Genomic DNA, 26884 nt, shown 5'->3' with positions numbered 1-26884 from the left:
TGGGGGTCAGCTACAGGCGACGCTGCAAGCGGAGAGAGCAGATCCCCACCCGCTTTGCTCTGCGAGCAAAGCGACCTCCCCTTTTCAAGGGGAGGTAAGAATGCATAGCCCGGATGCAGCCAACGGGTCGCACGAACGCGCGCCCGATGACAGGCTCCGCGAAATCCGGGGATCTCGCGCCGCCGAGAGACCTACCCGGATTGCGCTTCGCTTCATCCGGGCTACGAAGCCACGAAATCAGAGGCCCGCCCGCCTCAGCCGTTCCTGAACGCGTAGGCGTAGCCGTTGAGCGCAGGTGCGCCGCCGAGATGGGCGTAGAGCACCTTCGATCCGGCCGGGAAATAACCCTTCTGGACCAGATCGATCATGCCCTGCATCGACTTGCCCTCATAGACGGGGTCGGTGATCATGCCCTCGAGCCGCGCGCTGAGGCGGATCGCCTCCTTGGTCTCCTCCGACGGCACGCCGTAGGCGGGATAGGCGTAGTCCTCGATCAGCACGACATCATCCTCGACAATGTCGCGGCCGAGCTCGACCAGCTTTGCGGTGTTCTGCGCGATCGACAGCACCTGCGCCTTGGTCTGCGCGGGCGTGAACGAGCCGTCGATGCCGATCACGTTGCGCGCGCGCCCATCGGCGGCGAAGCCGACCAGCATGCCGGCATGGGTCGAGCCGGTCACCGTGCAGACGATGATGTAGTCGAACTTGACGCCGAACTGGCGCTCCTGCGCGCGCACCTCCTCGGCGAAGCCGACATAGCCGAGCCCGCCAAATTTGTGCACGGAGGCGCCGGCCGGAATCGCGTAGGGCTTGCCGCCCGCCGCCTTGACCTCCTCGATCGCCTGCTCCCAGCTCTTGCGGATGCCGATGTCGAAGCCTTCGTCGACCAGCCGCACATCGGCGCCCATCACGCGCGAAAGCAGGATGTTGCCGACGCGATCATAGACCGCGTCCTCATGCGGCACCCAGCTTTCCTGCACCAGCCGGCACTTCATGCCGATCTTGGCCGCGACGGCCGCGACCATGCGGGTGTGGTTCGACTGCACGCCGCCGATCGAGACCAGCGTGTCGGCATTGGAGGCGATCGCATCGGGGATGATGTATTCAAGCTTGCGCAGCTTGTTGCCGCCATAGGCGAGCCCGGAATTGCAATCCTCGCGCTTGGCATAGAGCTCGACCTTGCCGCCGAGATGCTTTGACAGCCGATCGAGCTTCTCGATGGCGGTCGGCCCGAATGTGAGTGGATAGCGCGCGAACTTCTCCAGCATGCTGGCATCCTCTTTGGTGGTCTGAAACGGCGGCCACAGCTATCACCCCTGGCGCGAAAGGTGCTCTCTAACTCAGCTCACGTAGTTCCTGAAGATTGCTGGATTTGGCCAAGATGATATGTTTTCTTTCATGAAATTCGCCACTGATGAGAGATTCTTCCATGCCCGCCCGGCTCGACCGCATCGACCTCAAGATGTTGAGATTGCTGCAAAAGAACGGCCGGCTCAGCAATGCCGAGCTGGCCGATCAGGTCGGCGTCAGCCCCGCCACCTGCCATCGCCGGACGCAAGCGCTGTTCGACGAGGGTTATCTCAGCGGCGTCCGCGCCATGGTGGCGCCGCGCAAGCTCGGCAAGGGCACGTTGGTGATGGTCGGCGTCGTGCTCGACCGCTCGACGCCGGAAAGCTTTGCGAGCTTCGAGCAGGCGGTGGCAAAGCTGAAGTGCGTGCTCGACTGCCACCTCGTCGCCGGCGATTTCGACTACTTCCTCAAGATCCGCGCCGGCGACGTCGACGACTTCAAGCGCATCCATGGCGATCAGCTGATCGCGCTGCCCGGCGTGCGGCAGACCCGCACCTTCTTCGTCATGAAGGAGGTGGTGGACAATGCGGCGCTGGAGTTCTGAACCTGACGTGATCCCGCCGCGGGCCGAGCGCCGTGAGCCGCCAGGGCCTGCCCGAGAGAAGTAATCCCTTCATCCGACTTGATGGCCGGCGCAAACCGGCGCAGTCTCTCACTAAATCCCCGCGGGGGGCGGGGGTCGCGCGCGGATGCGCGGGGGACATCATCCGCGGATGACAATCATGAACGCCACGGCGATCCGACTGGTCATTCCGTTGCTGGCACTTGCCGCCGGCGGCACGGCGGCGCTCGTCTTCGGCATCCGCCAAACCCAGCAAATCCTGGGCGGGAGCACGCCTTTGACGGCGACGGCACCATCCGCGCCAGCGGCTCCGGCGCGAGACCAAAACAAGACCGCGCTGGCAAAGGCGCAAACCGAGACCGCGGCCCTGGCCGACGTGCTGGCAGGACCGGCGCCGGCACCAGGCGGCGACGCGGTGCCGGAGTTCGACGTCGTCAACATCGAGCCGACCGGCGAGACCGTTGTCGCCGGCCGGGCGCTACCGGGCACGACGGTGGAACTGCTGCGCAATGGCGAGGTGCACGATCGCGTCGTGGTGGACAAGTCCGGCCAGTTCGTCATGGTCCCGCGCCCGCTTCCGCCGGGAAACTATGACCTCACCCTGCGCATGACGCGCGACGGCAAGCAGGTGACCTCCAAGCAAAGCGTGGCGGTGGCGCTCGAGGCTGCGACGAGGGAGCGGCCGATGGTGGCGCTGATGGCACCGGACAAACCGGTCCGCGTGCTGTCGCAACCTGCTGCCACGGCGCCGGCGGCTGGGAAAGTGGCCATCGAGGCCGTCGAGACCGAACCGGACGGCAAGCTCCATGTGAGCGGTCAGGCAGCTCCCGGCGCGACCGTCAGGCTCTATCTCAACGGCAGCTTGATCACGTCCGCGACGGCCGACGAGGCGGGGCACCTCTCGGTCACGATCAACAAGGGCGTGACCGTCGGCAACTATCAGGTGCGGCTTGACGACGTCGACCCCACTTCCGGCAAGGTCCGCGCGCGGGCCGAGGTGCCGTTCAACGTTCCGGACACGATGACGACCGCATCGATCCCGGCATCGCCAACCTCGTCCGGCCGTGCGGATGTGGCCAAACCGCAGCTCGCCGCGGCGGCAACCGCCACCGCATCTGATGTGAAGTCCCCCTCCGCTGTGATCGTGCCGAAGATCACCACGACCACCGTCGCCCGCGGCGACAGCCTGTGGCGGATCAGCCAGCGCGCATTCGGCGCCGGACAGCGCTACGCCGTGATCTATCGGGCCAATTCGCAGCAGATCCGCAATCCCAATTTGATCTATCCCGGCCAGGTCTTCGTCGTGCCGGCAAAGTGAGACCGGCCTACCGCCAACGGTCACTTGCCGGGAGATTTCAAGAACGCCACGATCCTGGCGCGATCTTCCGCCGAGCGCACGCCGGTATACGGCTTCATGCCGTTGCCCGACACCACGGCCTCGGGATCTTCGATGAAGCGCAGCAGCGTGCTCTCATCCCAGACGATGTCGGATGATTTCATCGCCTCCGAATAAGGAAAGCTCGCAACCGATCCGGCCTTGCGGCCGACGACATTGTGCAGGTTCGGGCCAACGCGGTTGTCGCCGTCCTTGACCGTATGGCAGGTGCGGCAGGAGTTGTTGAACGCCTGCTCGCCGGACACGCCCGCATCCTGACCATGGGACGGCGATGACGCCAACGACACCAGTCCGCAAACGACGATGATGAATCCCGGCCGCATCGATCACTCCGTCGGCAATTGCGCCAGGCAAACGGGCGCGCGCAGCACCACGTCTCGGATGCCATGCCGTCAACGCAGAGGCGGCGTGAAAGGTCCGCTCGCGGCAGGCCCCACATCTGGCGCAGGTGCGTGCGCCGCACTAGATGTGCTGCCATGCCACACCCCGCCCTCGAGGATTTCGTCGCCGGCCACCAGCGCCTGTTTGTCCTGACCGGAGCCGGCTGCAGCACCAATTCCGGCATTCCTGATTATCGCGACAGCGACGGCAACTGGAAGCGGACGCGCCCGGTCACCATCCAGGCGTTCTTGGGCGAGGCGGCGACGCGGCAGCGCTACTGGGCGCGCAGCATGGTGGGCTGGCGGCGGTTCGGCCGCGCCGCGCCGAACGGCGCGCATCGCGCACTGGCCAAGCTCGAACAGCAAGGGCGCTGCGAGCTGCTGCTGACCCAGAATGTCGACCGCCTGCACCAGGCCGCCGGCAGCCAGCGGGTGATCGACCTGCACGGCCGGCTCGACGTAGTGCGCTGCCTCGGCTGCGGCGCGACGATGCCGCGCGAACAATTCCAGGACGAGCTGGTGCGGCGAAACCCCGCCTGGCTCACGCTCGATGCCGCCGACGCACCCGACGGCGACGCCGATCTCGATCTGGATTTCTCGTCGTTCGTGGTGCCGGCCTGCGAGGCCTGCGGCGGCGTGCTGAAACCCGACGTGGTGTTCTTCGGCGAGAACGTGCCGCGCGATACGGTCGCGTCGGCGCAGGCGCATCTCGAGCAGGCCGACGCCGTGCTGGTGGTCGGCTCCTCGCTGATGGTCTATTCCGGCTTTCGCTTCGTCCGGATGGCAGAGCAGCGCGGCCTGCCGATTGCCGCCGTCAATCTCGGCCGCACCCGCGCCGACGAGCTGCTCACCCTCAAGATCGAGGATAGTTGCGAGAGCGCGCTGGCTTTTTTGCTGTAGGCCGCTGCTCTCTCCACGTCATTGCGAGGAGCGATAGCGACGAAGCAATCCATCGAGCCGCCTATGCGGAAAAATGGATTGCTTCGCGGAGCCTGTCATCCGGCGGCGCCTTGCGCCGACCGGGTGGCTCGCAATGACGATGGGCCAGGTTATCGCACTACGCGCGGTGGCGCGGCGCCTTGGCCATCGGCATATTGGCGTTCCAGTGCGTCCAGCTGACGCTGGCGAGGCTGCCGAGATCCGTCGCCAGCGGGCGACGGGTGCGGCGCTCGTACTCCGCGATGCAGCGGCCCGACTCGCCGATCTTGCGCTGCAATTCGTCGATCGTCATCTGCGTCGCGCGGCCGCAATTGGCCTTGCCGAGCTGATCGGCCTCGATCGCCCTCAACGCCGCCCGCAGCTTCTTGAGCTGCGCGCGCTGCCAGGCAATGTGACTATCGCTGTCTGCCGTCATGTGGCCGCCACCATCTTCGATCGTTGCACGCCATTGGGAACCTCGATGTCGACCTCGAGCATCGAGACGAACTTGCCACGGTCCATCCGGACCACGACCTTGTCGGGGTCGACGTCGATATGCTTGGAAACCACGCTCAGGATTTCCGAGCGAAGTGTCTCCAGGAGATCTGGCGCGCCGGTCCGGCCACGCTCATGCGAAAGCAGGATCTGCAACCGCTCCCGCGCGACGGGCGCCGATGCGGCGCGGCCGCCGAACAGCCGCATTACGTTCATCATGCCGCCCTCCGTCGCAGTAGCCGATCCATCAACCCCTTGCGTTGAACCGGCACGGTCATCTCCACGGCCTCGCCCATCAGGCGGCGCACCGCATCGGTATAGGCCCGCGCCGGCGCGCTGCTTGCTGCGTTCAGCGTGACCGGGCAGCCGACATTGGAGGCGCGCAGCACGTCCTGGCTTTCCGGGACGATGCCGAGCAAGGGAGTCGCAAGGATCTCCAGGATATCGTCGATCGAGAGCATCTCGCCGCGCGCCGCGCGGCCGGCATCATAGCGGGTGACCAGAAGATGCTTCTCGACGCGCTCGCCGCGCTCGGCGCGGACCGTCTTGGAATCGAGCATGCCGATGATGCGGTCGGAGTCGCGCACCGACGACACTTCCGGATTGGTGACGATAACGGCCTCGTCGGCGTAGCGCATCGCGAGCGTCGCGCCGCGCTCGATGCCGGCCGGGCTGTCGCACAGGATCCAGTCGAACTTGGTCTTGAGGTCGGCGATCACGTGCTTGACGCCCTCTTCGCTCAGCGCGTCCTTGTCGCGGGTCTGCGACGCCGGCAGCAGCCAGAGATTCTCCAGCCGCTTGTCGCGGATCAGCGCCTGCGGCAGCTTGGCGACGCCCTGCACCACGTTGATGAGGTCGAACACCACCCGACGCTCCGCGCCCATCACCAGATCGAGGTTGCGCAGGCCGACGTCGAAATCGATGACGACGACGTTCTGACCCATTTGCGCGAGCGCCGCGCCGAGCGCGGCGGTTGAGGTCGTTTTGCCGACCCCGCCCTTTCCAGACGTCACGACCAATACCTTGGCCATTCTCTCTCTCCTTGTGGTCGGTCAGTTCAATGGTGTAATGCGCAGCATTTCGCCCTCGAGCCACGCCTGGGCGGGCCGGTTGCGCAAGCTGTCGGCGATTTCTTCCGCAGTCTGGTAGTAGCCGTCGATCGCGAGCAGCTCGGCCTCGATCCTCTGGCAGAAGATGCGGGCCGCCGAATTGCCGTTGATGCCGGCCATCGCGCGGCCGCGCAGCGTGCCGTAGACATGGATCGAGCCGCCGGCGACGATCTCGGCGCCGGAGCCGACCGAGCCGAGCACGGTGACGTCGCCCTCGGCAAACACGATCGACTGGCCGGAACGGACCGGGCTCTCCAGCAGCAGCGACGGCAACTTGGTCTTGTCCTTGTCCTTGTTTTTTTCCTGCACCTGCGGCTTCTGCGGCTCGACATGGGTGATCGCGCAGGCCCTGCCGCCGGTCAGAAGCGGCGGCATGTTGGCGCCGAGCTTCGATTCGTCGACGCCCTCGATGCCGAGGATGCGGATGTTGCGCTCACCGAGGCTGCCGATCAGATGCGCGATCGCGGTCTGGCTGAGATCGACCGCCGAGAGGTCGAGCACGATGGGCTTTCCGGTGAAGAAGCCCGGCGACTTGGCCAGCGTCGCGTCGATCTCGGCCAGCCAGGACACGACCGGCACGACCGGCGAGAAAACGAACGCAACGTAGGAACGGCCGCGCATGCGGACCTGCTGACGTGCGACCTGTTGAGTTGCGTCCATCGCCCCTGACTCGGTTGTCTTGTCGAATGGTTAACAATCGGACCGCATGGTTAATCAAAGGTTAACGCGGTCAGGGTTTTCACCGATTTGGACAGCGCTCGCCCCGGGGCCTCGAAACGCGCTTTGGCGTTTGAACAGATGTGAAATTGGGGGAGATACGGCCGCGTTTTTGAGCTGGATCAATTTTCGTCGCGCCAGACGGGGTTATCATTCCGCGAGCGTTTGCAGACGACGCCATGACCCACTCCAGCTGGATTGAGATCCTGCGGTGCCCGAAATGCCGACGCACGGGCCACGCTGAGCTGTCCGAGGTCGCCCCGCTTCGCAACCGAATTGTTCGGGTTTCGGAGGAATTCGAAGTTCGCGCCGACGAGCGCGGCGACGATTTCCAATGCCGAGCCTGCAAGCTGCCAGCCCTGCCATGACAGCGGATGCCTTAACGCGCATCTGCCGATCACGCCGAAAATCATCGTTGTAGCTATTCCGCCTTGATATTCGCCGACTTGACGATCGGCCACCATTTCTCGACCTCGGCGACTGCCTCAGGTCGATCACCCGGACGAGGTCGACGCCGCAATCAAACTCCACCTGCGGGAGTTCGCGCCAACGGCGTGAGGCGCCACTTGGCGGCGGCGAGCGGCACGAGCTTGCGTCGGACGCAGCTGAGCGCGCGATGTATTTGCTCTACGCCCGAGGGAGGCCCGCGCTTCGTCGCGGGCCTCCCGGGAACGGCTATGCCGATCAGTGGACCGAACGGTCGGTGCGGGCAGCGGCCCGCGCGGTCGTCATCTTGTTACGGGGCGTCAGAACGCTGAGCTGATGCGGCGTCGCCGAAGTGGTCGCAACAGGCGCCTGCTCGCGGGCATTGGCGGCGCCAATCACGCCGGCCTGCACCGCCGAGATCGGCAGGCCCGCAGCCTCATAGGTCGGAAGTTCCGCAGCGGACGCGGCGGTTGCGATCGCGAGAGCGGCGGCAAGGGTGGAGAGGGAAATCTTGATCACGGAAGGCTCCTCAATGGCACGTGAGAAGCAGAGTTAGTCAGCTATTATTGCAATGCAATATTAATATTGCCGCACCGCACAAATAATTGATCGCCGACGTCCCTGGCGAGCACCGGGGGCCGTCGTGAAATGCTGCTCGTTAGCTTCGGCTGTTAGGTAGTGCCGCATGCTTCCCTGACCATCCGAGAGATCTCGGCGCGACCGGTGGGCCGCAGCCGTTTCCTGCTGGTCGGCCGCCTGCCTCAGCTTCTGTAATGGCGTGATTGTATTCGCGGTGACGAGCGGCGCTCTCTGCTTCCCGCCGGCCGCTTGCCATTGTCTCGAAATCACGATGACCGAATCGCTGGCTCATTGCCGACAAGCCCGCACGAATTCGGCTGGTCTCCTCTGTCGACCCGATGCGTCGCTCGACCTTCCGAACCGATGATGGTGCAGGTCCACGTCGGGGTACCCAACAATGATGATCCGCCCTCCTAGAATAGCGGCTTGCCGTCCGCCTCACCGTGGTGCGATGACACCACTTTGATGCGTCGAGCTCGTCGCAGTCGTCGGAATGTTCGCCTCATCCGGAGACACCAATGCCGCGGTATTTTTTTCATATCCACGGCGGCCATTCAGTGCTCGATGATGTCGGCCTGGATCTTCCCGACATTTTCGCCGCACGGACGACGGCGATTGAACTGAGCGGCGAGATACTCAAGCACGACGTGACGGAGCCATTCTTGCGTCATCTTCGCTGGCATGTCGAAATCAGCGACAGCCCCGAGCCGGGCGGCCAGTCACTGTTCGTCCTTCAGTTTTCCATTGCGGCATGAATAGCAGCGAACGCAGCGCTCGCTTGCGGCGCCTCGTGGCCATCTTAAAACTTCGCGATGGAACGAAGCGTGCAAGCTTGATGTCCAGGAGGAGTACTCTGAAAGCCCCGGCGACACGCTGAGCGAAAGCTGCAATTCCCGTCCATTGTGGACGGACCAATCGCCGGCCTGCTTTGGCTCGCAGAAACCAATCACGACTCCACAATGGAGAAGAAGCTTTCTGCCGATTCGCTTTCAGGTATCACCGCCTGGTGTCTCGAATTTGTATTCGCGCCTAGACCTGACCTCGGAGGTCCCGCATGACAGCAAGGCACATCTGGTACGTCTCCTTCATTGATCAACGCGATGCTCCGCCCGACAGGCACGCACGAAGGACTGCGACATTCGTATCCGAACAGGATGCGAAGCAGTTCACAAGGAAACTGGCGGAGGACCAGCGCATCGAGAGACTTTCAGCTGGAACGATCAACCCGTACCGGCCCAAACGGGTCATCGGATCCAGAGACATTGGCCAGTGGCTTGGCAAAACCTAGCCCGCCATGGTGATCGGCAATTGAGCTTGACCCCATCGTGCAACGACGATCCATCTTTAAAACGGCCACGCCTGAAGAGTAGTTGCGAATGCGAATGATGAAACCAGGTTACTGCGCTCTTGCCGAACCACAAGGGATGACGCAAACCGTATTCCGATGCTTGGCCTGGGGTTTGATCCTAGGCCTCTTCATCGTCACCGACACACCGCTGGCATTCCGTCCGCACACGTTGATATCGGCGAACATCGATCGTTTTGCAGCTCTGTTCATTATCGGGGTCGCCTTTTCGCTCGCCTATCCGAAGCATGTGCTGCCAATCCTGCTCGTCCTTCTCGCTATAGTCGTCGGCTTCGAACTCATCCAAAGACTGCTCCCCGACAGACATGGATACGTAAAGGACATGTTCGTCAAAGGCGCCGGCTGCTGTGCAGGCGTTTTCATCGCAACTGCCTTGCGACGCTCGTTTTCTGTAATCTCCAGGCGTACAGACAGCCCGTTGGCCTAGCGGGGATGATCATCGCGCACGAAGCTCGATGAAAAACGCCGGTCCGTCGCCGCTATTCGACGGATGGAGACCCGGTCGGCCCGGAATATGAGACGGCAAGCGTAGCAAGGACGGTCCTGTTGCTGATCTCGAGCTTGCGGAAGATGTGGTGCAGATGAACCTTGATGGTACCGTCGGCCACCTTCAGACGGCGGCCAATCTCCTTGTTCGACAAGCCCTCCGACACCAAGCGCATGATCTGACGCTCGCGGTCCGTCAGCACCGCAAGATATTTCTCCGGGATCGTCGTTTGCGCATAAGGGATGGCTTCTTCGTACGAGGGCGGAGGCAATGTCTTCTGGCCGTCGGCGACTTGCCGCAACGTCTGCAAGAGCGTTTCGGGCTCCTCCTCGCTCAGAAGAACACCGCAAGCTCCCGCTGCTGCGAGCATGGCGAGATCGCGATCCTCAACCGAGGCGGCAAGAAACACGAGCCGCACACCAAGCGCCCCGGAGTTTGCGACCTCGAGCATGGCCTGCCCAGAAATGTCAGGCATCGACATGTCCAAAATGGCGATGTCGGGCGCGAGGCTCTGTATTGCCTTGAAGCAGCTCGCAATATCATTGCAGCGAGCAACAACTTTGAAATCACGCTCTGCTTCGAGCAGGCAGTTCAGACCCAATAAAACGACTGGATATCTACTGGCAATGACTACACGACTGAAATGCATTTCCGATCAACCCTCAGTCCCCCTCAGTTCAGATCGGCGCCCATGTCATTAATAAGTTACTCCAATATGAGACATTTCAGTAAGGTTTTGTTGTCGCTTGGTCCCGTGAATCTACCGCCTGGAGCGCGCCGACAAACATGATTCCACAACGCGTAATCGCGGCGACGATCCAACACACCCTCAGCGCGTACCTGTCGACCAGGACCGAGAGACCACCCTCGTCAGTTTGGCGGCCCCAAATGCCTATAACCAACGGTATATAGGGATATTGGGGATTAGCATCTAACATTCTTAAATATTTTGAGAGTGGGTTAAGCGCTTTTCGTCCCAGGTTTGTTCTATCGACCGAATCTGAGGAAGCTTGTTTTTACGTCGTTCTTTTCAGCTGGGCGGGCCACCAAAAATGAACCGGGTTCAACCCTTCAACCGCTTGTATCATTGTAGCGTCCGGGAGAGTTTCCATGAGACGACGATATCCTTTTGCCATTGCACTGGTTGGTGAAAATAGTCTTCGCAAAGAAGGCCTTGCAAGAATTCTAAATTCGGAGAATTTCGTCCTAACCTCGATATACGACGCCGATGATTGGCCCAGCGACGAGGCGCTTCAGAAAGCCCCCGCCAGTCCGGCATTGTTCCTCATAGTTCATAGTGGCGATGATTTTCGCCCGACAGTCGAGCAAATCGACTCGTTCAAGCGCCGTCACGCGGAAGCACGTGTCGCAGTTGTAGCGGATCACTTTCATCTGAATGATCTGGTTGCCGCATTCCGAGCCGGCGCCACCGGATATTTCATCGACGTGATGAACTGCGACGCGTTCATCAAGTCCATCGAACTCGTCATGATGGGTGGGACGGTATTCCCGCCGGCATTCTTGGAGTCCGCTCTCGAGACCGAGAAACGCGAGGTGGACGATGCTCCTGTACCCAACGATGACGATCATGCCGTCGCAACGGCAGATGACACGCTGGCTCAGCAACTATCGCCGCGCGAAGTTTCAATTGTGCAGTGCCTGATTGAAGGCGATTCCAACAAGTGCATTGCGCGCAAGATCAAGATTGCCGAAGCCACGGTGAAGGTTCACATCAAGGCGATCCTTCGCAAGATCCGGGTTCAAAACAGAACGCAGGCAGCAATCTGGGGATTGAACCATCGATCTGCGGCTTGGTCGAGAAACAGCAGTTCGGCGCATCAGATCGTTGACGTGACCGAGCGGCTCCTCCCACCTGGCCGGGAAATTCCCAAGATTGCGAGAGCGGGCCGGCCGGCGCCACTTGGCGCGATCGACCATGCGGAGAACTACTTCGAAGTCTCCCTCGCCAACGGCCATACCCGCAAGGACATGAGCTCAAAAGTCGACGGGGCGATCCGACTGCGGAAATAGCTGAGACTCGTCCGGTCTGGCGCATCGACATCACCGCGCGGGATGATTTCCCGCGCGCGGCGAGCATTGACCACGCAGACGCGAAACGGAAGCGGAAATGATCTTGTTGACCGGCGGTGCCGGCTATATCGGGTCCCATATCGCTGTCGCGCTACTCGACGCCGGGCTCGATGTCGTCGCGGTCGACAATCTTTCCAACAGCAACAGCGCCTCCCTCGAACGGATACGAGCCATCTGCGGACGATCGGTCGTTTTCCGGCATGCCGATATCCGCAATGAAGAGGCGATCTACCAGATCCTGCGCGCCCACGACGTGACCGCGGTCATTCATCTCGCCGGGCTCAAGGCGGTGGGCGAGTCCAGCGCTCAACCCATCACCTATTACGACAACAACGTCGTGGGAACGATGCGGCTCGTGTCGGCCATGACGCGAGCATCCGTCAAGACGCTGGTCTTCAGTTCATCCGCAACCGTTTACGGGACACCCGCGTACCTGCCGCTGGACGAGAAGCATCCTGTCGCACCGATCAATCCGTACGGCCGCACAAAATACTTCATCGAAGAAATCCTGAGGGATCTTCATCGGTCCGACAAGGATTGGCGGATTGCCATCTTGCGCTACTTCAATCCGGTTGGCGCCCACGAAAGCGGACTGATCGGAGAAGATCCCCTGGATGTGCCGAACAATCTGCTGCCGATCGTGGCACAAGTGGCGATCGGACGACGTCCGACGGTGCATGTTTGGGGAAACGACTATGATACGCCTGATGGCACCGGGATCCGTGACTACATTCACGTTGTCGATCTTGCATCCGGACATCTGAGCGCGCTGCGCCAACTGAGACAGCCCGGCCTTCTGACGGTCAATCTCGGAACAGGAAGCGGCAGTAGCGTCATGGACGTGATCCGGACATTCAAGGAAGTGAGTGGCCGACCAATTCCGCATGTGATCGACCAACGCAGGGTCGGTGACGTCGCAATCTGCTATGCCGATCCAACTCTCGCGAAGAACCTGTTGGGCTGGACATCAACGCGATCGCTGACGCAGATGTGTGCCGACCATTGGCATTTTCAGATGAAGAACCCGAATGGCTATCGCGGCGCCTAGTCGGCGAGAGCCGTCTGCGCCTTCGAGAATTTCAGTCCTGTTCGAGGCCTGCTCAATCCCGCGCAAGCCAGACGACTGCTCGCATCGGCAAGCTCAAGTCGCGCCGCTGCCTGTTACGCCACCACTCACCAATGGTCGCGATCGGCAGGATGGCAGGATGACGCACCGACTATTGGCTAATCCCTAATTGCTGCCATCACTTGCTGTACAGCAAGGCATCTTCGGGAGCGGCGCGCTATGGTTGTGCGAGCCGACTTACGTTGTTCAAGGTAGGACGGAATGCTTCTGGACAACGAGACGCCTGGCGCCACCATGTGTTCCGAGAGCTTCCACGCTCGCGACCATGGGGAGTCGGAAGCCCGACTCACGATAGGCCAGGTCATCGGTCGAACTGCCAGTCGGTTTCCGAACCAGCCGGCGATCGTCTCGAGCGCTTTCGAGCCTCTGACATACAACGGTCTTGAACGCCAGTTGAACGCAATCCGCCGGCGGCTGCGCCTGGCCGGCTTCGATTGCAATACCCGGATCGGGGTCTTGATGCCGAGCGGCCCGGAGGCGGTTCTCGCCATCGTGGCAGTCGCCTGCTGTAGTGTCGCGGTGCCCCTCGACCCACGCCTCTCGCAGCCTGAGATCGAGCAGCGTCTCGACATGCTGAACCTGAGCGCGCTCGTTGTGCTGCAGGGCAGTGCCCCTGAAGCTCGCGAGGCCGCAGCCCGCAGAACGCTTGCGATCGTAGAAGCCGCGCCGATCGGACAGGGCCAGCTTGGACTCGAGATCGCCGTGCAAGTTGCTGGCTCCCCTGCCATAGACGCCGAGCCGGATCCGCACTCCCCCGCCTTCATTCTGCAGACGTCGGGCACGACCGCGCAGCCGAAGCTCATTCCGTTCAGTCATGACAATATGCTGGCGGCGGCCGAACGCCTTCAGGCCTGGTTCGGCCTCACATCCCGGGACCGATGCCTGAGCGTGTCGCCCCCGTACTATTCCCATGGGCTGAAAGTGACGGTCTTCACGCCGTTGCTGACGGGAGGCAGCATTGCGATCCCGGCGAACAGTGCGATCGTCGCACTCGATGAGTGGTTCGATGTCCTGCGGCCGACCTGGTACTCGGCAGGCCCGACGCTTCACGCCACGGTGCTCGACAAGGCACAGAGCCTCGAGAATGCGCAGGCTGCGCACACTCTACGGTTCGCCATGTCAGGCGGCGCGCCGCTCCCGAGGATCGTGCAGGAAGACCTGCAACACGCTCTCGGCGTGCCGGTGCTGGAGCATTACGGCTCCAGCGAGGCGGCGCAGATCGCCGCCAACCAACTGCCGCCCGGTCCGAACAGACCGGGCACCTGCGGGAGACCCTGGCCCGATACCGTGGCGATCGTTGGTGAAGATGGACATCCCCTGGCAGCCGGCGAGCGCGGAGAGATCTGGATTCGTGGACCGACCGTGACGTCGGGCTATCTCGATGAGCCGGAACTCAATCAAGCCGCTTTCACGAAGGGTTGGTTTCACACCGGCGATATCGGCAGCCTCGACGAAGACGGCTTCCTTTCGCTGCACGGCCGCCTGAGCGAGCTGATCAATCGCGGCGGTGAGAAGATTTCTCCCGCCGAGATCGAAGCCGCGCTATTGCGACATTCGGCCGTCGCCGAAGCTGCGGCCTTCGCGATCTCACATCCGCGCCTGGGCGAGGACGTCGCAGTCGCCATCGTCCCTCATTGCGGGGCGCAGCCGACCGCTGCGGAGCTTCGCCAGTTCCTGCAACGCGAGTTGGCCTCGTTCAAGATTCCGAGACACATTCTGACGCTCGACCATCTGCCAAAGGGGGTGACGGGAAAGGTTCAGCGGCGACGTCTGCGCGAGTTGGCCGACCGGCCACGGGGTCATCTGGCGCCGATGCCGGCGTCCGTCGCGAACGGGCCGTTGAATCTAGAAGCCGAGTTGCTGACGCTCTGGCGCAGGCTGCTCAAGAACCAGGCCGTGACCGTTGACAGCGATTTTTTTGCCAGCGGCGGAGACTCCCTTCTCGCGATGGAGATGCTGATCGAGGTCGAGCGGCTCGTCGGCTATCCCGTGCCGGAAACCATCATGTTCGGGGCAGAAACCATCCGGCAATTTGCCGCAAGGGTTTCCGCACAGACGGACACGTGGGCGACGGCGTTCTTCCAGCCCCATGAGTGTGGCACGCGGTCTCCGCTGTACTTTTTTAACGGCGACCTTGTCAGCGGCCACGCGAGTGTGCGGCGGCTGGTAGAGCTTCTGGGGCCGGATTATCCGATCATCTCGATCAATCCCCACGGTCTTCATGGGGAGCCGATTCCGGCCTCGATCGAGGCGATGGCCGCCGACCGCCTGCCGTTCATCCTGGCAAGGCAAGCGAGCGGTCCCTTTCTTCTGGGCGGCAAGTGCAATGGCGCCATGGTGGCGTTCGAAGTGGCCCGCCAGCTGATGGCAGCCGGCCACACGGTTGATTTGGTCACGATGGTGGACCCGCCGACTGTCAGTGCCCGTCCGATGCCACGGGCGATCCTGGGGCTGCTGAAGCCGCTGGTTTCCCCTTATCTCTTGCGTTGGACCTTCGAGCAAATGGTGAGACTGGAGCGATATCTGAAGCTCCCCGCGAACGGACAGACTGCGAGCGCCAAGGTCGCAATTCCGACGGCGTTGTGGGACGCTCATTCAATCGCAATGGCGCAGTATTGTCCGGCACCGCTCGAGATCCCTGTGGCCTTTTACGCGGCCGACCACGATGGCCGAGCGTGGCGGCATCTCAGCTCTCAACTGGAATTGATACAGGTGCCTGGCGGACACCCAGGCTGCCTGTTGATCGGTGCGGAACGGCTCGTGGATCACCTGCGGCGGAGATTTGAAAAACTCACCTCTGGATCGAGCGCCACGTGACAAACCGGACGTCAGCCATGGCAGGCCCTGGTGAGCGGGCGAGGGATCAAGGCCGTCGGACGCCGAAGGCTGGAGCGCGCTGCACCAGCCCTGAGCCCGGTCGATCACAGCTTCACCTCGGCACAGTTGCTCGGCCGGCACAAGAGGCTAGCGTGGGTACTCAGGAAGGGTCCGCACCTCGATCAAATTCCGGATATAGTTCGCGTTATCGGGTTCCGCCGAGGCAACGGTCGGAGACGCCCAATCACGACGTGTCCGTCAGAGGGATGCCTGTGTGTGACCAGCCACCCGTCGGATCTTGCGCGAGCGTTGCAGCTTGGTCCTTCGGTCTTCCCGTCGCGGCGCGCGTTCGGTCCTCTGGCGTTGGAACGGGAAAGCATGCCTGAGACGGTTACCGATGTCAGCCTGGATGCCCTGGAGAGCATTGCGTGGCTTGAAGCCTCCTGGAAGGAGCTCGAAGCGCGAGTGACTCACTCGTTCTTCCTGTCCTGGCTCTGGATCGGCACCTGGCTACGGCATATCCCGAAGGGCGCGCAACCACACGTCCTCGTGGCCCGGTCATCAGGCAAGATCGTTGGCCTGGCGATTATTTGCCGGCGGAGAACGTGGAGTCTCGGGCCGCATGCACGGACGCGCTGGCTGCTCAATGAAACGGGAGATACCCGTTTCGACCGATTGTTCATCGAGTACAACGGTATTCTTGCAGAGCAATCCGATGCCATCATGTCGGCAGGTCTCAATGCGTTGACGTCCCGCCTGCGCCGCTCGGATCAGTTGGTGCTCTCCGGAATTGATCCGGACCTTGAGGCGACTGCCAGTCGCGCCGCAGGCCGGGCTGGGCTCGTGACCGAGGTGAAACAGGCTGATGCGGCATTGTGGGTCGATTTTGCCCCGGTCCGCCAGCGCGGGGGCGATTATCGCGCCACATTGGGCCGCAGCACGCGCCAGGCCGTGAGCCGTGCCATGCGGCTGTATGCCGAACGCGGCCCCGTTGAACTCCGCATCATGGAAACGACGACGGAGGCCCTCGCCGCGTTCGATCTGCTGAGCGACTTTCATCGGTCGCGATGGGGACGCAGGGGAGCCTTCGCCAATCCCGGCTTCCGTCCGTTTCACGAGGACCTCATTGCGCGCGGCGTCCCCACGGGGGCCGTTCGCATCTCACGGACGTTGGTTGGGAACGAGACAATTGGGGTCGTGTACAATTTCGTGCATGACGGCCGTGTCCTGAACTACCAGAGCGGCTTTCTCTATGAGAGCGACAGCCGGCTCAAGCCCGGGCTCGTCAGCCATGTGCTGGCTATTGAGGACAGCATTGCACGCGGGGAAAGCGGCTACGACTTCCTGGCTGGTGGCGGCGGGCACAAGTCCCATCTGGCCAATCGGGAGCAAGCCATGACGTGGATCGCTGTAGGCAAAGACAGTCCGGAGCGCCACATCGAGGCCAAGCTGCGCAGCGCCAAGCGGATGCTACGGACCATTGCCACGAATCTTCCAAAGAAGACTGCGGCTCTGTATTCCGTATTCGGGGCTGGTTCCTAGCCGGTCGGTTTAGGCTCCTTGGCGAGAACCAACGTCCGGTCGGCGATGTGGCCATGTCGGTGCTGCCCCTTTTTGACCGCCGACCCGGGGCAGGCGCTGACACCCGGACTGCATCCATTGACCGGCTAGCGGTCCATTCCCCTAGGAATATTCCCCCGTTTGCGCTCTTGGCGGAAGAACGCTGCGCTTGCCACCGGGTCACTCAACCCGAGCCGTACAATCCGGGCACGGGATGGGGACTGGCAAAAAATGGGTAATTACGATGGTCCATTGAGCCATGGCGGTGCGCGATTAAAATTTCAATCAGCAGTCCGCTCGAATGCCCATCGCAATACCGTTCGCAACCTACCGGCGGCAATCCGGATCGAGGCTAATAGAAAGCAAGTTGTGATGGCTTTTCGCACAGGTGCCTGTGAACAGAGCGAGTGGGAAAATAGTCGTTCCTTTGACGGGCCAGGCTATCGCAGACTTGAACGCGGGGCTCGCGGAGCCTCCACCGCCCCTTCGAGCTTTCTGGACAAAGCAGTCGAGCTGAGACCCGAGGTCATCACGCCGGTTGTCGAGAATGATGGTCTGGAGGTCCTGGCATTCATGCTCCATGTGGAGCGGGACGCCATCCGGGAGCTAAGCGCATGCCTCAACGAAGAGGAACATCGGCGCGCCGCGGGATTGAGATTGGAGCGCGATCGCCGCCGCTTCATTGTTAGCCGCGGGCAGCTGCGCCGGGTCCTCGCTTCCAGACTGGGAATTTCACCTTCAGAGATCGAGCTGGAATATGGACGGCTGGGCAAACCCCACCTCTCTCGCCGCATGCCCGCCCGCGACTTGCGCTTCAGCGTCTCGCGATCTGGAGAAGTAGCGGTCATCGCCCTCTCGATCAGGCAAGAGGTCGGGGTGGACGTCGAGGCGGTTCTCCCTGTGCCCGAAGCGGACGAGATCGCAGCGCTCTGCCTTTCCACCTCCGAATACGAGTCCTACGCCGCCCTCGATCCGGAAGACCGGCTGGAAGGCTTCCTCCAGCGCTGGACCCGGCTGGAGGCTGTCTCCAAGGCGCTGGGGTGCGGCTTGGGACAGCCGATTTCCTGGGATGAAAGGGATTGGGCTGTCCGAAGCTTCGTACCGCAACCTGGATATGTTGGGAGCGTGGTCGTCCGTAAATGAACTGTCATCCGGAGTCGAAGTCACCGCGATGGCGCACGGAACAGGAAATGTCAGCTTCATCGATGAAAAGCCCGATGTCAGCGCACGTGATGCAGTTTTCGGAGCTGCTCGCAGACCTCGCGGTCAAGGACATCAAGGTCTGGGTGGATGGCGACCGGCTGCGCTGCAACGCCCCGGCCGGCGCGCTGACGGCGGAGCTTCGCGATCAGTTGCAGGGTCGGAAAGGCGAGATCATCGCGTTTCTGAACATGGCCACGGCGGCGGCCACCCAACCGCCTGCAATCATTCCGTTGCAGTCTCGCGGCACACGCACGCCCATTTACGCCGTACCCGGTCATGTCGGGGCACCGTCCTCATTCCTGGATCTCTCGAAGCACCTGGGCGGCGATCAACCGTTCTACGCCCTCCAACCGCCTGGCTTCGATGGGCAGAGCGAGCCGATGGATCGCGTCGAAGATATCGCCGAGTACTTCGCCCGCCAGATCGTCGAATATCAGCCGAGCGGTCCGTATATCATCGTTGGCTATTGCTCGGGCGCTCCAACAGCTTTTGAACTGGCGAAAATCCTGGGACAGCGCGAGTCCGAGGTCTCATGCGTTGCGCTGTTTGGCCCGCTTCACCCCACCACCTATGGGGAATGGCCGCGCCGGCTGTATTTTATTGCCAGGGGCAAGGCGGAATCGTTCCTGCATGAGACAGCGAAGCTGCCGACATTCGGCGCCCGTCTCCGATATTTCGGCAGTCGCCTGCGCGAGCACGTCCGCGCCCTCGTACCCCTCGTTGGCAAGAGCAATGAGCCTGTCGCGACAGACCCGGTATTGGCGAGCAGGGCTCTGCTCAAATCCACGGCGATCGCGGCCTTTCAGCGGTACACTCCCACTCCGTATTCGGGTCGGGTTTGCATCATCCTTCCCAACAAAGCCTGGCTGCGATCGGGTGCCGCGCCACACCGATGGCTGCGAGTAGTGCCGCATGCCGAATTTTACTTCGGGCCCGATGACTGCAACGAAGCCTCGATGCTGATGGAACCTGACGCACCTGCCATTGCGAACCTCTATCGCCAGGCAACCCAAAAGCAGAACGATTGACGTGATTTTCGTTTTTAGTTTTCCCGACGGGAGCGTATTTCATGAACGAAGTCCTACCTAGCGCGCCGGAGGGCGTAGCGCTTCCCCTGCTGAAGGATTCCGATCATCAGGCGCTGGTTGTCGATTACAACGCCACGGCGGCACGCTATCCGTCGGACAGGACGATCATCGATCTCTTCCGCGACCAGGCGACGCGTAGTCCCGACGCTGAAGCGATCCGCTTTGGCGATGCAACGCTGACCTACCGGCAGCTCGACGAACGCTCCAACCAGATGGCCGCGTATTTGAGCTCGACCGGCGTGGGCCCGGGCCGGATTGCCGTTGTCTTCATGGAGCACTCCATTGAAGTCGTCGTTGCGATCCTGGGCGTCCTGAAGTCCGGCGCAGCCTACGTGCCGGTGGATGCGGCAACGCCGAAGGGGCGTATCACAACAATCCTGCAGGACATTTCCAACGGGACCGACGGGCGGGCGCCCGTGGCGATCACCCAATCGCGCATGCGTTCGGGCATCGCCTCGAACCTTGCCGACATTTTCGTACTCGACGCCGATCTCGAGTCGATCTCGAATCAGCCGGCCTCGGCCCGACCGTCCGCTGCGACGCCGGACGGCGCCGCCTATATCATCTTCACCTCCGGCTCGACCGGCACTCCCAAGGGCGTCGAGATCGAGCATCGGAGCCTGGTGAACTACATCTGGTGGGCCGCCCGGGTGTACAGTTCCGGCGAAAGTCTCGCATGGCCCCTTTTCTCATCCCTCGCATTCGACCTGACCGTCACAACGCTCTTTACGCCACTCATCACCGGCGGCCGCATCGTGGTCTATCTTGGTGATCCCGGAGTGCAGAGCATGGTCGTGCTGAAGGTGATCGACGACAATGCGGTGGACATCATCAAGCTGACGCCGGCGCATCTCGCGATGATCCGCGACCGCAATCTCGAGACCACAAGACTGCGCAAGTTCATCGTGGGCGGTGAGGACTTCAAGGCCGCGCTGGCTCGCGATATAACCAGCGCTATTCCCCATCCTATCGAGATCTACAACGAGTATGGACCAACCGAAGCCACGGTGGGCTGCATGATTCACCGTTTCGACACCGATCGGGATCAATCCGCATCGGTGCCGATCGGCGTTCCGGCCGCGAATGCAGGAATCTACGTCCTCAGCATAGAATATCAGCCCACCGGCCCCGGAATCATCGGTGAGATGTTCATTGCCGGCGACGGTCTCGCGAGAGGCTATTTCAATCGCCCCGATCTGACCGACGAGCGCTTCCGCACGGTCGCCGATCCCCGAGATGGGCGCTCGAAGCTGCGGCTCTATAAAACGGGCGATCTCGCCCGCTGGAACTCGGAAGGACGCCTGGAATTTCTCGGCCGCGCCGATCATCAGGTGAAGGTCGGCGGCACCCGTATCGAGCTCGGCGAGATCGAAGCACGGCTTCTCAAGCACCCGGACGTTCACGAATGCGCCGTCACCACCTCGATGACGAAAGCAGCGACACAGAAAACGACCCAGATCGGCCATGGCGAACCGTCGACGCCCGAAGACGGCATCGCACGACTTGTAGCCTACTATGTCGCGTCGAAACCCCTGACCGTGGCGGACCTGCGCGCGCACCTCGCCGAAGAACTGCTGGAGTCCATGATTCCGACCCACTACGTTCGCCTCGAGCGGATGCCGCTCACGTCCAACGGCAAGATCGACCGCTCATCGCTTCCCGAGCCGACGGCGGAAAACATCCAGCCGGCGCAGGTCTTCGCCGCCCCCGCGACAGAGACCGAGAAGGCGCTAGCCGCTCTATGGTGTCAACTCCTGAAGCTCGAGTCGATCGGACGCCACGACAACTTCTTCGAACTGGGCGGGGAGTCGCTGCTGGTGGTGCGGGCGGTGTCGCGCATGCGAAAGATCTTCGGCGTCGACGTGCAGCTTCGCAACCTCTTTGAGCGGCCGACACTGGCCGAACTGGCGGAAGTCATCGACGGAATGCGCTGGGTGGCCGATTCCAATGCCCCTTCCCTCTCGGAGGGACCGAGAGAGGAGGTCGAACTCTAGCCGGAAGGTCTCCGCCTGGTCTTGGGCGGGACAGGAGCCTTTGAGTCAGGCTCACAGCAGATCGGATGAAGATGATGGACAAAGCTTGGAACGCGGCGCGAGAGCCGGAGCTGCCCTGGATGGCGGCGGAGTATGAGCTCTTGCGGGACCAGGTCCGCCGGTTCGTCAAGGAGGAAATCAAGCCCTGCGCGGATCACTGGGAAGAGAACGGGTTCATTCCCCGTTCGATCCTGCGCCGCATGGGCGAACTCGGTTTCTTCGGCATCCGCTACCCGGCTGAGTATGGTGGCGCCGAAATGGATGCTGTCGCGTCAACGGTCTTCGCCGAGGAGCTCGGGCGCTCGACCTATGGCGGCGCCGCCGACGCGATGCTCGTGCATGCCGACATGGCTTCCTCGTACGTCTTTCACGACGGGACCAAAGCCCAGCGGGCGCGCTGGATGCCGGGCATTATCAGCGGCGAGGTGATCACCGCGATCGCCATTACGGAGCCGGATGCGGGCTCCGACGTGAAGGCCATCCGCACGCGCGCGGTGCGAGATGGCGACTCTTACGTGCTCGACGGCACGAAGCTCTACATCACAAACGGCGTCCACGCGGATCTCTACTGCGTCGCGGCCAAGACTGATCCCTCGGCCGGAAGCAACGGGATCACGATGTTCCTCGTCGAGAAGGGAACGCCAGGCTTCAGCGTCGCGCGCGAGCTGGACAAGCTCGGCTGGCGCTCCTCCGACACGGCGGAACTTGTCTTCGACGGTTGCCGCATCCCCGCCGAGAACGTGCTCGGCGCGGAGGGACAAGGCTTCTACTCAATCATGCGCAACTTGCAGAACGAACGCCTTGTCCTCGCCGCCATGGCGATAGGGATGGCCGAGGCAGCGATCGACATGACCCTCACCTACGTGAAAACCCGCCGGGCATTCGGGGGCGTCCTTTGGGACATGCAGGCGATCCGTCAGCGGCTCGCGATGCTTTCTGCGAAAGTGGAGGCAAGCCGCGGGTTTCTCTATGCCACCGCTTGGCGCATGGCGGCCGATGACGATTGCCTGCGCGAGATCTCGATGCTGAAGGCCATCTGTGGCGAGCTCGTCAACGAGGTCGCGTATGATTGCGTGCAGTTCCACGGCGCCATGGGCGTCATGCGCGAGAGCGCGATCGAGCGCGTCGCGCGTGACGCCCGCGTCCTCTCCATCGCCGGCGGCGCGACTGAAGTGATGCTTGAGGTGGTCGCGTCGATGTCATGATCCTGACGCGGCGTTGAGGCGTCGCTCTGGCGTTGCTTGCAGAAAGGCCAAGTGCCGGCGCTTCGCGCGGCGGGCCGGGCTTTGAATGGTCTCGGCATCCGGGCCGGGTCGCGGCGACCGACGCAGCATACGGCGCGCCGGATTCACCCACGAAATCCGGCAGGCGTCATTGCCGCCGAACACCGGGCGACGCTGTGTGGAATCCGAAATTCACTTGAAGGACGATTTCACTCCGCCGCTGCAACCCGTTCGCCCGATGGGGCCTTCGAACTGTTGAGGTTTTCAACTGACCGAACATGATCAATGGCCTGAACGTGGATCCCTTTCACTGCCCTTCCGGATGGGTCATTCATGCTCGCAAATTGCTGAGACCAAAGAAACGCGGTCGGCGTGGAGCATGCGATCGAAGGACCGACGGGCACAGTCAGGCAGGCTGTCGGGTTGTTGAAAATGCCATCAAAGATGGTCCTGTAGAAATAGCCTTCCTTGGACGTCGGCGTTTGCCGCGGAAAGCGCTTGCTCGCCTCTGCGAGCATCTGATCCGAGACTTTATTCTCGGCTTGATGCTTCAAGCTTTCAATCCAGCTGTACCCTACCCCGTCGGAAAACTGCTCCTTTTGACGCCACAAGATCGCTTGCGGCAACAGATCGGTAAATGCTTCCCGCAATATGCCCTTCTCGATTTTCTCGCCAGGGCACATCTTCTCGGCGGGGTTTATCGACATTGCGTAGTCCAGAAATTCCTTGTCCAGGAAGGGCACACGGGCTTCGACCCCCCACGCCGCCATTGCCTTGTTCGCGCGACAGCAATCATACTTGCTGAGCGCAAAGATCTTTCGGACAGTCTCGTCGTGGAATTCTTCTGCTGACGGCGCCATGTGGAAGTAGAGATAGCCGCCGAATACCTCGTCAGCGCCTTCTCCGGACAACACCATTTTGATGCCCATTGATTTGATTTTGCGCGCCATGAGATACATCGGCGTGCCGGCACGAATGGTGGTGACGTCAAAGGTCTCCAGGTGCCGGATCACGTCCGGCAATGCGTCCAATCCTTCCTGCACGGTAAAAACAATCTCGTGATGGACCGTGCCGATGTGAGCCGCCACGTCTCGCGCATGCCTCATGTCGGGTGAGTTTTCGAGGCCGACAGAGAACGAGTGCAGCCTCGGCCACCATGCTTCCTCGGTTTCTCCCGACTCGATCCGCTTGAAGCGGTGGCGCGCTGCAAGCGCCGCGATAAGCGACGAGTCGAGCCCGCCGGAAATAAGCACCCCGTAAGGCACATCGCACATCATCTGCTGCTTGACCGCAGCTTCGAGCGAAGATCGGAGCTCCTGCAGGGACACCTTCCTGCTTGGAAGAGTATGTGCCCATTGTGGATCATACCACTTGACGAACTTTCCGGCCTTAGCGCTGTAATGATGTCCCGGAGGAAACTCCCGGATCGTCTCGCATACGCCATCGAGGGCTTTCATTTCGCTCGCGACGTAAGTCGTGCCGTCGCTGCCCCATCCGATGTAAAGCGGAACAATGCCGATGTGGTCTCGGGCGACGAAGAAATCGCCACTGCGCTCATCGAAGAGGGCAAATGCAAAGATGCCACTCAGCATATTGCACACGGCAGGACCGTACTCATCGTAGAGATACAGGATGATTTCGCAGTCGGACTTCGTTTTCCATGCGTGCGGCAGCTTCAGCGCCGCGCGCAAACCGACATGATTGTAGATCTCTCCGTTCACGGCCAAGGCGCGACCCGCGGTCACGTCGAGAAGGGGTTGAGCGCCGTGCTCCACGTCGACGATGGAAAGGCGCTCGTGCGCGAGCACTGCGCCGTCGCTGGAATAAATGCCGCTCCAGTCCGGCCCGCGGTGCCTGACCGTCTTGGCCATCTCGAGTGCCCGGCTGCGCGCCGACTCAAGCGATTCTTTAAATCCAAAGATGCCAACGAAGCCGCACAAGGAGGTTGCCCCTTCTGTAAGTTCAGATCGCAGCGAAGCGGAACAGCGGATCGAGAACGGCAAAAGTCACAAAATATTCAAGGTTCAGATCAAGCGGAATTACCTTATGCCTAAGCGGCGACACCGTCGCATAGGCTAAAAATATACGGACAAGCGGCATCAAACTCCGTGGCTGCTCGTGTCTTCTCGACGTGCCAATCCCGATCACTCTGCCGCTTCCGGCTTTGTCACCTGCTGTCACGCCGCGAGTCTGCCGCGGTCACGTCGGTCCGGCCTATCACGACCGGAACGTTTGAACTGCTCAGCTTTCGGGGTGCCGCGTCGGGACCATCCTGATATCGCAGCGAGACCTCAATGGTGTCACCGGGCTGCAACTCGGCATCCTCGTTCACGACAATCCGTTCCGGTCCTTTCTCGCTCTTTCTAATAATAGCAATATCGGGCTTACTGCCGGCTCCCCGTGCGAGCTGCGATCGAACCATCGAAGTGTATTGAAGCTTCTCACCGACGCTCTGCAGTTTCTCGCGAATCTGATTGAGCTTTAAGCTGGTCTCTTGCAGCTCACGGAACAGATCAAGCTTCCGCTGATCGTCGAGCTTTGCCAACCGTCTGGCGTACTCGTCCTGCAATTTCTTGACCTGGAGCAATTGCGCAGAGGTTTGCAGCCTCCGGGTCGCCGACAGCAGAACCGCGCGACGCGCATCCGTCACGCGAGGGCTGATCAACGATCCCTTGCCGAACAGGTCGGTCGCCTTCTGAAGGTCCTCGACGTCGGACTGAAGTCCCTCTTCATCTTTCTTTTGCTGCTCCGATAGCACGCGGACCTCGTCGTCTCCCTGCCGAACGCTGCGCTGCAAGTACGCCTTTTCCTGCTGATAGTCGCTCTGCTTCGTCTTCAGATATTCGGCTTCCGCATTGACGATTTCCGAAACCGCCGACCGGGCTATCGGCAGGTCGGCAAGAGACGCGCTTGGATTGATCTGCGTCCCCTCCCCGAGCTCGCTCTTGATGCGCCACATCCGCGCCTGTTCCTTGGCGAGTTCTGTCCAAAGCGAACCATACTCGCTTCTCAGGTCGGCTGACTCGAGATACGGGTTGTTCATCCTGATATGCATGATGTCGTAGCCACCCGCCATGGCGATGAGCTGGCGCGCGGTGCTCGCCGGACGATAAGGGTACTCCCCCGGCTTCGACACGTCCCCGTTGACGTAGACAGGCCTGTACTCCGCCACGATCGCCGTGACCTGATCTGCATCTATCACGACCACGACCTCGCGGCCGTCCACGGTCCTCTGTCGAAAGACCTTGCTCGTCATTGCGGCCCCGACCTTGGCCCGAATCTCCTGCAACGGCAGGCCGGCGACCGGGACCATCCCGACCAGCGGCAACGAGATATTGCCATCGACCTGGACGGGCGCGCGCTGCCGCAGCTCCGGCACGCCGGCCACCGCGACCTCCAGAACATCTCCGACGCTCACTCGATATTCGGCTTTCGCCTGCGCGGAAATCGTCAGGCCAACAGCCACCAGGCCCCACCTGACGCAATGGCCTGGATGACCGCGACGGTTGTCAAGACGGAGGAAATTACGCAGCTTGGCGTGCGGCATGGCGTGCTCGATGGCTCGGTCTCACGGATTGATCGACAATCTAATCCCGCAGCGCCTCGGCTCAACTGACCATCGTAGTTACTCCCGGCTACCCATTTATTGCCAATCCGCCTCCTGACCCGAATGCTATGTTTTTGTCAGGGGGACGGACTGCGTGACGGACTGCTTGGGAGTAACCGGTGAGTTATGCGTTTTTCACCAATTCGCCGGCCCCTACCGAGCGTTCGGCGCATTCGGTCACTGGCCGCAAGGCAATTGCGGCTGACCTTGGCAAGAACAGATTGGCCGCCTTGCTGGTGCTGGCGGCAGGCGCCGAGTTCCTCCTCGTAGCCGTTGGGGCTTTTGCCGCTGCCGTCCTCTATTATCGGCTGGTCCTTGCCCTCGACTATCCGGACACTCCCAAATACATCC

General features: G+C 61.7%; 25 protein-coding genes. 13 read left to right on the top strand and 12 right to left on the bottom strand.

The window, feature by feature from the left end:
* Positions 1-254: 254 nt before the first annotated feature.
* Positions 255-1268, bottom strand: a complete 1014-nt coding sequence (locus ACVW1B_RS37520; protein ID WP_253605155.1) for a 1-aminocyclopropane-1-carboxylate deaminase — start codon at positions 1266-1268, stop codon at positions 255-257.
* Between the two features lie 161 nt (positions 1269-1429).
* On the opposite strand from ACVW1B_RS37520, the gene ACVW1B_RS37515 reads away from it, so the two are divergent.
* A complete protein-coding gene (locus ACVW1B_RS37515; RefSeq protein WP_028335254.1) occupies positions 1430-1894 on the top strand; it encodes an Lrp/AsnC family transcriptional regulator in 465 nt (154 codons plus the stop codon).
* Positions 1895-2072: 178 nt separating this feature from the next.
* Positions 2073-3230 (top strand): LysM peptidoglycan-binding domain-containing protein, encoded by a 1158-nt coding sequence (locus ACVW1B_RS37510; RefSeq protein ID WP_253605157.1) that lies wholly within the window; start codon positions 2073-2075, stop codon positions 3228-3230.
* Positions 3231-3250: 20 nt separating this feature from the next.
* Here ACVW1B_RS37510 and ACVW1B_RS37505 read toward each other — a convergent pair whose 3' ends face one another.
* Positions 3251-3631, bottom strand: coding sequence for a c-type cytochrome (locus tag ACVW1B_RS37505; protein ID WP_253605159.1), 381 nt, complete (start codon positions 3629-3631; stop codon positions 3251-3253).
* A 153-nt stretch (positions 3632-3784) separates the two neighbouring features.
* Between ACVW1B_RS37505 and ACVW1B_RS37500 the strand changes: the two genes are divergently transcribed.
* Positions 3785-4588, top strand: a complete 804-nt coding sequence (locus ACVW1B_RS37500; protein WP_253605161.1) for an NAD-dependent protein deacetylase — start codon at positions 3785-3787, stop codon at positions 4586-4588.
* Between the two features lie 157 nt (positions 4589-4745).
* Here ACVW1B_RS37500 and ACVW1B_RS37495 read toward each other — a convergent pair whose 3' ends face one another.
* The 6 genes from ACVW1B_RS37495 to ACVW1B_RS37470 all read right to left on the bottom strand — a co-directional run bounded on the left by ACVW1B_RS37495 (position 4746) and on the right by ACVW1B_RS37470 (position 7872).
* Positions 4746-5042, bottom strand: a complete 297-nt coding sequence (locus ACVW1B_RS37495; RefSeq protein ID WP_057021179.1) for a hypothetical protein — start codon at positions 5040-5042, stop codon at positions 4746-4748.
* On the bottom strand, positions 5039-5317 hold the full coding sequence (gene minE / locus ACVW1B_RS37490; protein ID WP_026192121.1) for a cell division topological specificity factor MinE: 279 nt from the start codon (positions 5315-5317) through the stop codon (positions 5039-5041). Before minE ends, ACVW1B_RS37495 begins: the two co-directional genes overlap by 4 nt.
* Entirely contained in the window at positions 5317-6132 is an 816-nt protein-coding gene (minD, locus tag ACVW1B_RS37485) for a septum site-determining protein MinD (RefSeq protein ID WP_057021178.1), read from the bottom strand. The genes minE and minD overlap by 1 nt, the downstream gene beginning before the upstream one ends.
* 21 nt (positions 6133-6153) lie before the next feature.
* The gene (gene minC / locus ACVW1B_RS37480; RefSeq protein ID WP_028335249.1) at positions 6154-6870 is read right to left on the bottom strand and encodes a septum site-determining protein MinC; all 717 of its coding nucleotides are present in this window, start codon (positions 6868-6870) and stop codon (positions 6154-6156) included.
* Between the two features lie 179 nt (positions 6871-7049).
* Positions 7050-7391: a hypothetical protein gene (locus ACVW1B_RS37475; RefSeq protein WP_456822832.1), complete on the bottom strand. Its 342-nt coding sequence runs from the start codon at positions 7389-7391 to the stop codon at positions 7050-7052.
* A gap of 220 nt (positions 7392-7611) precedes the next feature.
* Positions 7612-7872, bottom strand: a complete 261-nt coding sequence (locus ACVW1B_RS37470; RefSeq protein ID WP_076834843.1) for a hypothetical protein — start codon at positions 7870-7872, stop codon at positions 7612-7614.
* Positions 7873-8450: 578 nt separating this feature from the next.
* On the opposite strand from ACVW1B_RS37470, the gene ACVW1B_RS37465 reads away from it, so the two are divergent.
* Entirely contained in the window at positions 8451-8687 is a 237-nt protein-coding gene (locus tag ACVW1B_RS37465) for a DUF6894 family protein (protein ID WP_028335246.1), read from the top strand.
* Between the two features lie 621 nt (positions 8688-9308).
* Positions 9309-9725 carry a VanZ family protein gene (locus ACVW1B_RS37460; RefSeq protein ID WP_092079104.1) on the top strand — a complete coding sequence of 139 codons (417 nt, stop codon included), beginning with the start codon at positions 9309-9311 and terminating at the stop codon, positions 9723-9725.
* A gap of 52 nt (positions 9726-9777) precedes the next feature.
* On the opposite strand, the gene ACVW1B_RS37455 is transcribed toward ACVW1B_RS37460, so the two are convergent.
* Complete coding sequence (locus ACVW1B_RS37455; protein WP_225162391.1) at positions 9778-10434, bottom strand: LuxR C-terminal-related transcriptional regulator; 657 nt, start codon at positions 10432-10434, stop codon at positions 9778-9780.
* 461 nt (positions 10435-10895) lie between these two features.
* Between ACVW1B_RS37455 and ACVW1B_RS37450 the strand changes: the two genes are divergently transcribed.
* The 8 genes from ACVW1B_RS37450 to ACVW1B_RS37415 all read left to right on the top strand — a co-directional run bounded on the left by ACVW1B_RS37450 (position 10896) and on the right by ACVW1B_RS37415 (position 22908).
* Positions 10896-11816 (top strand): LuxR C-terminal-related transcriptional regulator, encoded by a 921-nt coding sequence (locus ACVW1B_RS37450; protein WP_253605165.1) that lies wholly within the window; start codon positions 10896-10898, stop codon positions 11814-11816.
* Between the two features lie 97 nt (positions 11817-11913).
* Positions 11914-12924: a UDP-glucose 4-epimerase GalE gene (gene galE, locus ACVW1B_RS37445; RefSeq protein ID WP_253605168.1), complete on the top strand. Its 1011-nt coding sequence runs from the start codon at positions 11914-11916 to the stop codon at positions 12922-12924.
* A gap of 279 nt (positions 12925-13203) precedes the next feature.
* Positions 13204-15819, top strand: a complete 2616-nt coding sequence (locus ACVW1B_RS37440) for an AMP-binding protein (RefSeq protein ID WP_253605170.1) — start codon at positions 13204-13206, stop codon at positions 15817-15819.
* A 378-nt stretch (positions 15820-16197) separates the two neighbouring features.
* Positions 16198-17361, top strand: a complete 1164-nt coding sequence (locus ACVW1B_RS37435; RefSeq protein WP_229157720.1) for a GNAT family N-acetyltransferase — start codon at positions 16198-16200, stop codon at positions 17359-17361.
* 249 nt (positions 17362-17610) lie between these two features.
* The gene (locus ACVW1B_RS37430; protein ID WP_225643069.1) at positions 17611-18522 is read left to right on the top strand and encodes a 4'-phosphopantetheinyl transferase family protein; all 912 of its coding nucleotides are present in this window, start codon (positions 17611-17613) and stop codon (positions 18520-18522) included.
* A 47-nt stretch (positions 18523-18569) separates the two neighbouring features.
* Positions 18570-19610 (top strand): thioesterase domain-containing protein, encoded by a 1041-nt coding sequence (locus ACVW1B_RS37425; RefSeq protein ID WP_253605172.1) that lies wholly within the window; start codon positions 18570-18572, stop codon positions 19608-19610.
* 41 nt (positions 19611-19651) lie between these two features.
* Positions 19652-21664 carry a non-ribosomal peptide synthetase gene (locus ACVW1B_RS37420; protein ID WP_253605174.1) on the top strand — a complete coding sequence of 671 codons (2013 nt, stop codon included), beginning with the start codon at positions 19652-19654 and terminating at the stop codon, positions 21662-21664.
* 65 nt (positions 21665-21729) lie between these two features.
* Entirely contained in the window at positions 21730-22908 is a 1179-nt protein-coding gene (locus ACVW1B_RS37415) for an acyl-CoA dehydrogenase family protein (protein WP_253605176.1), read from the top strand.
* A gap of 227 nt (positions 22909-23135) precedes the next feature.
* Here ACVW1B_RS37415 and asnB read toward each other — a convergent pair whose 3' ends face one another.
* From asnB to ACVW1B_RS37400, 3 genes are read right to left on the bottom strand one after another with little or no spacing between them, the layout of a single operon-like run.
* Positions 23136-24866 (bottom strand): asparagine synthase B, encoded by a 1731-nt coding sequence (gene asnB, locus ACVW1B_RS37410; RefSeq protein WP_253641411.1) that lies wholly within the window; start codon positions 24864-24866, stop codon positions 23136-23138.
* Between the two features lie 22 nt (positions 24867-24888).
* Positions 24889-25107: a hypothetical protein gene (locus ACVW1B_RS37405; RefSeq protein WP_253610079.1), complete on the bottom strand. Its 219-nt coding sequence runs from the start codon at positions 25105-25107 to the stop codon at positions 24889-24891.
* Positions 25094-26473: a polysaccharide biosynthesis/export family protein gene (locus ACVW1B_RS37400; RefSeq protein ID WP_253605181.1), complete on the bottom strand. Its 1380-nt coding sequence runs from the start codon at positions 26471-26473 to the stop codon at positions 25094-25096. Before ACVW1B_RS37400 ends, ACVW1B_RS37405 begins: the two co-directional genes overlap by 14 nt.
* Positions 26474-26884: the final 411 nt, after the last annotated feature.

This window comes from Bradyrhizobium sp. USDA 4502 (assembly GCF_054063355.1).
The sequence above is the reverse complement of the archived record's forward strand: the minus strand, read 5'-3'. Positions and strand labels throughout refer to the sequence as shown.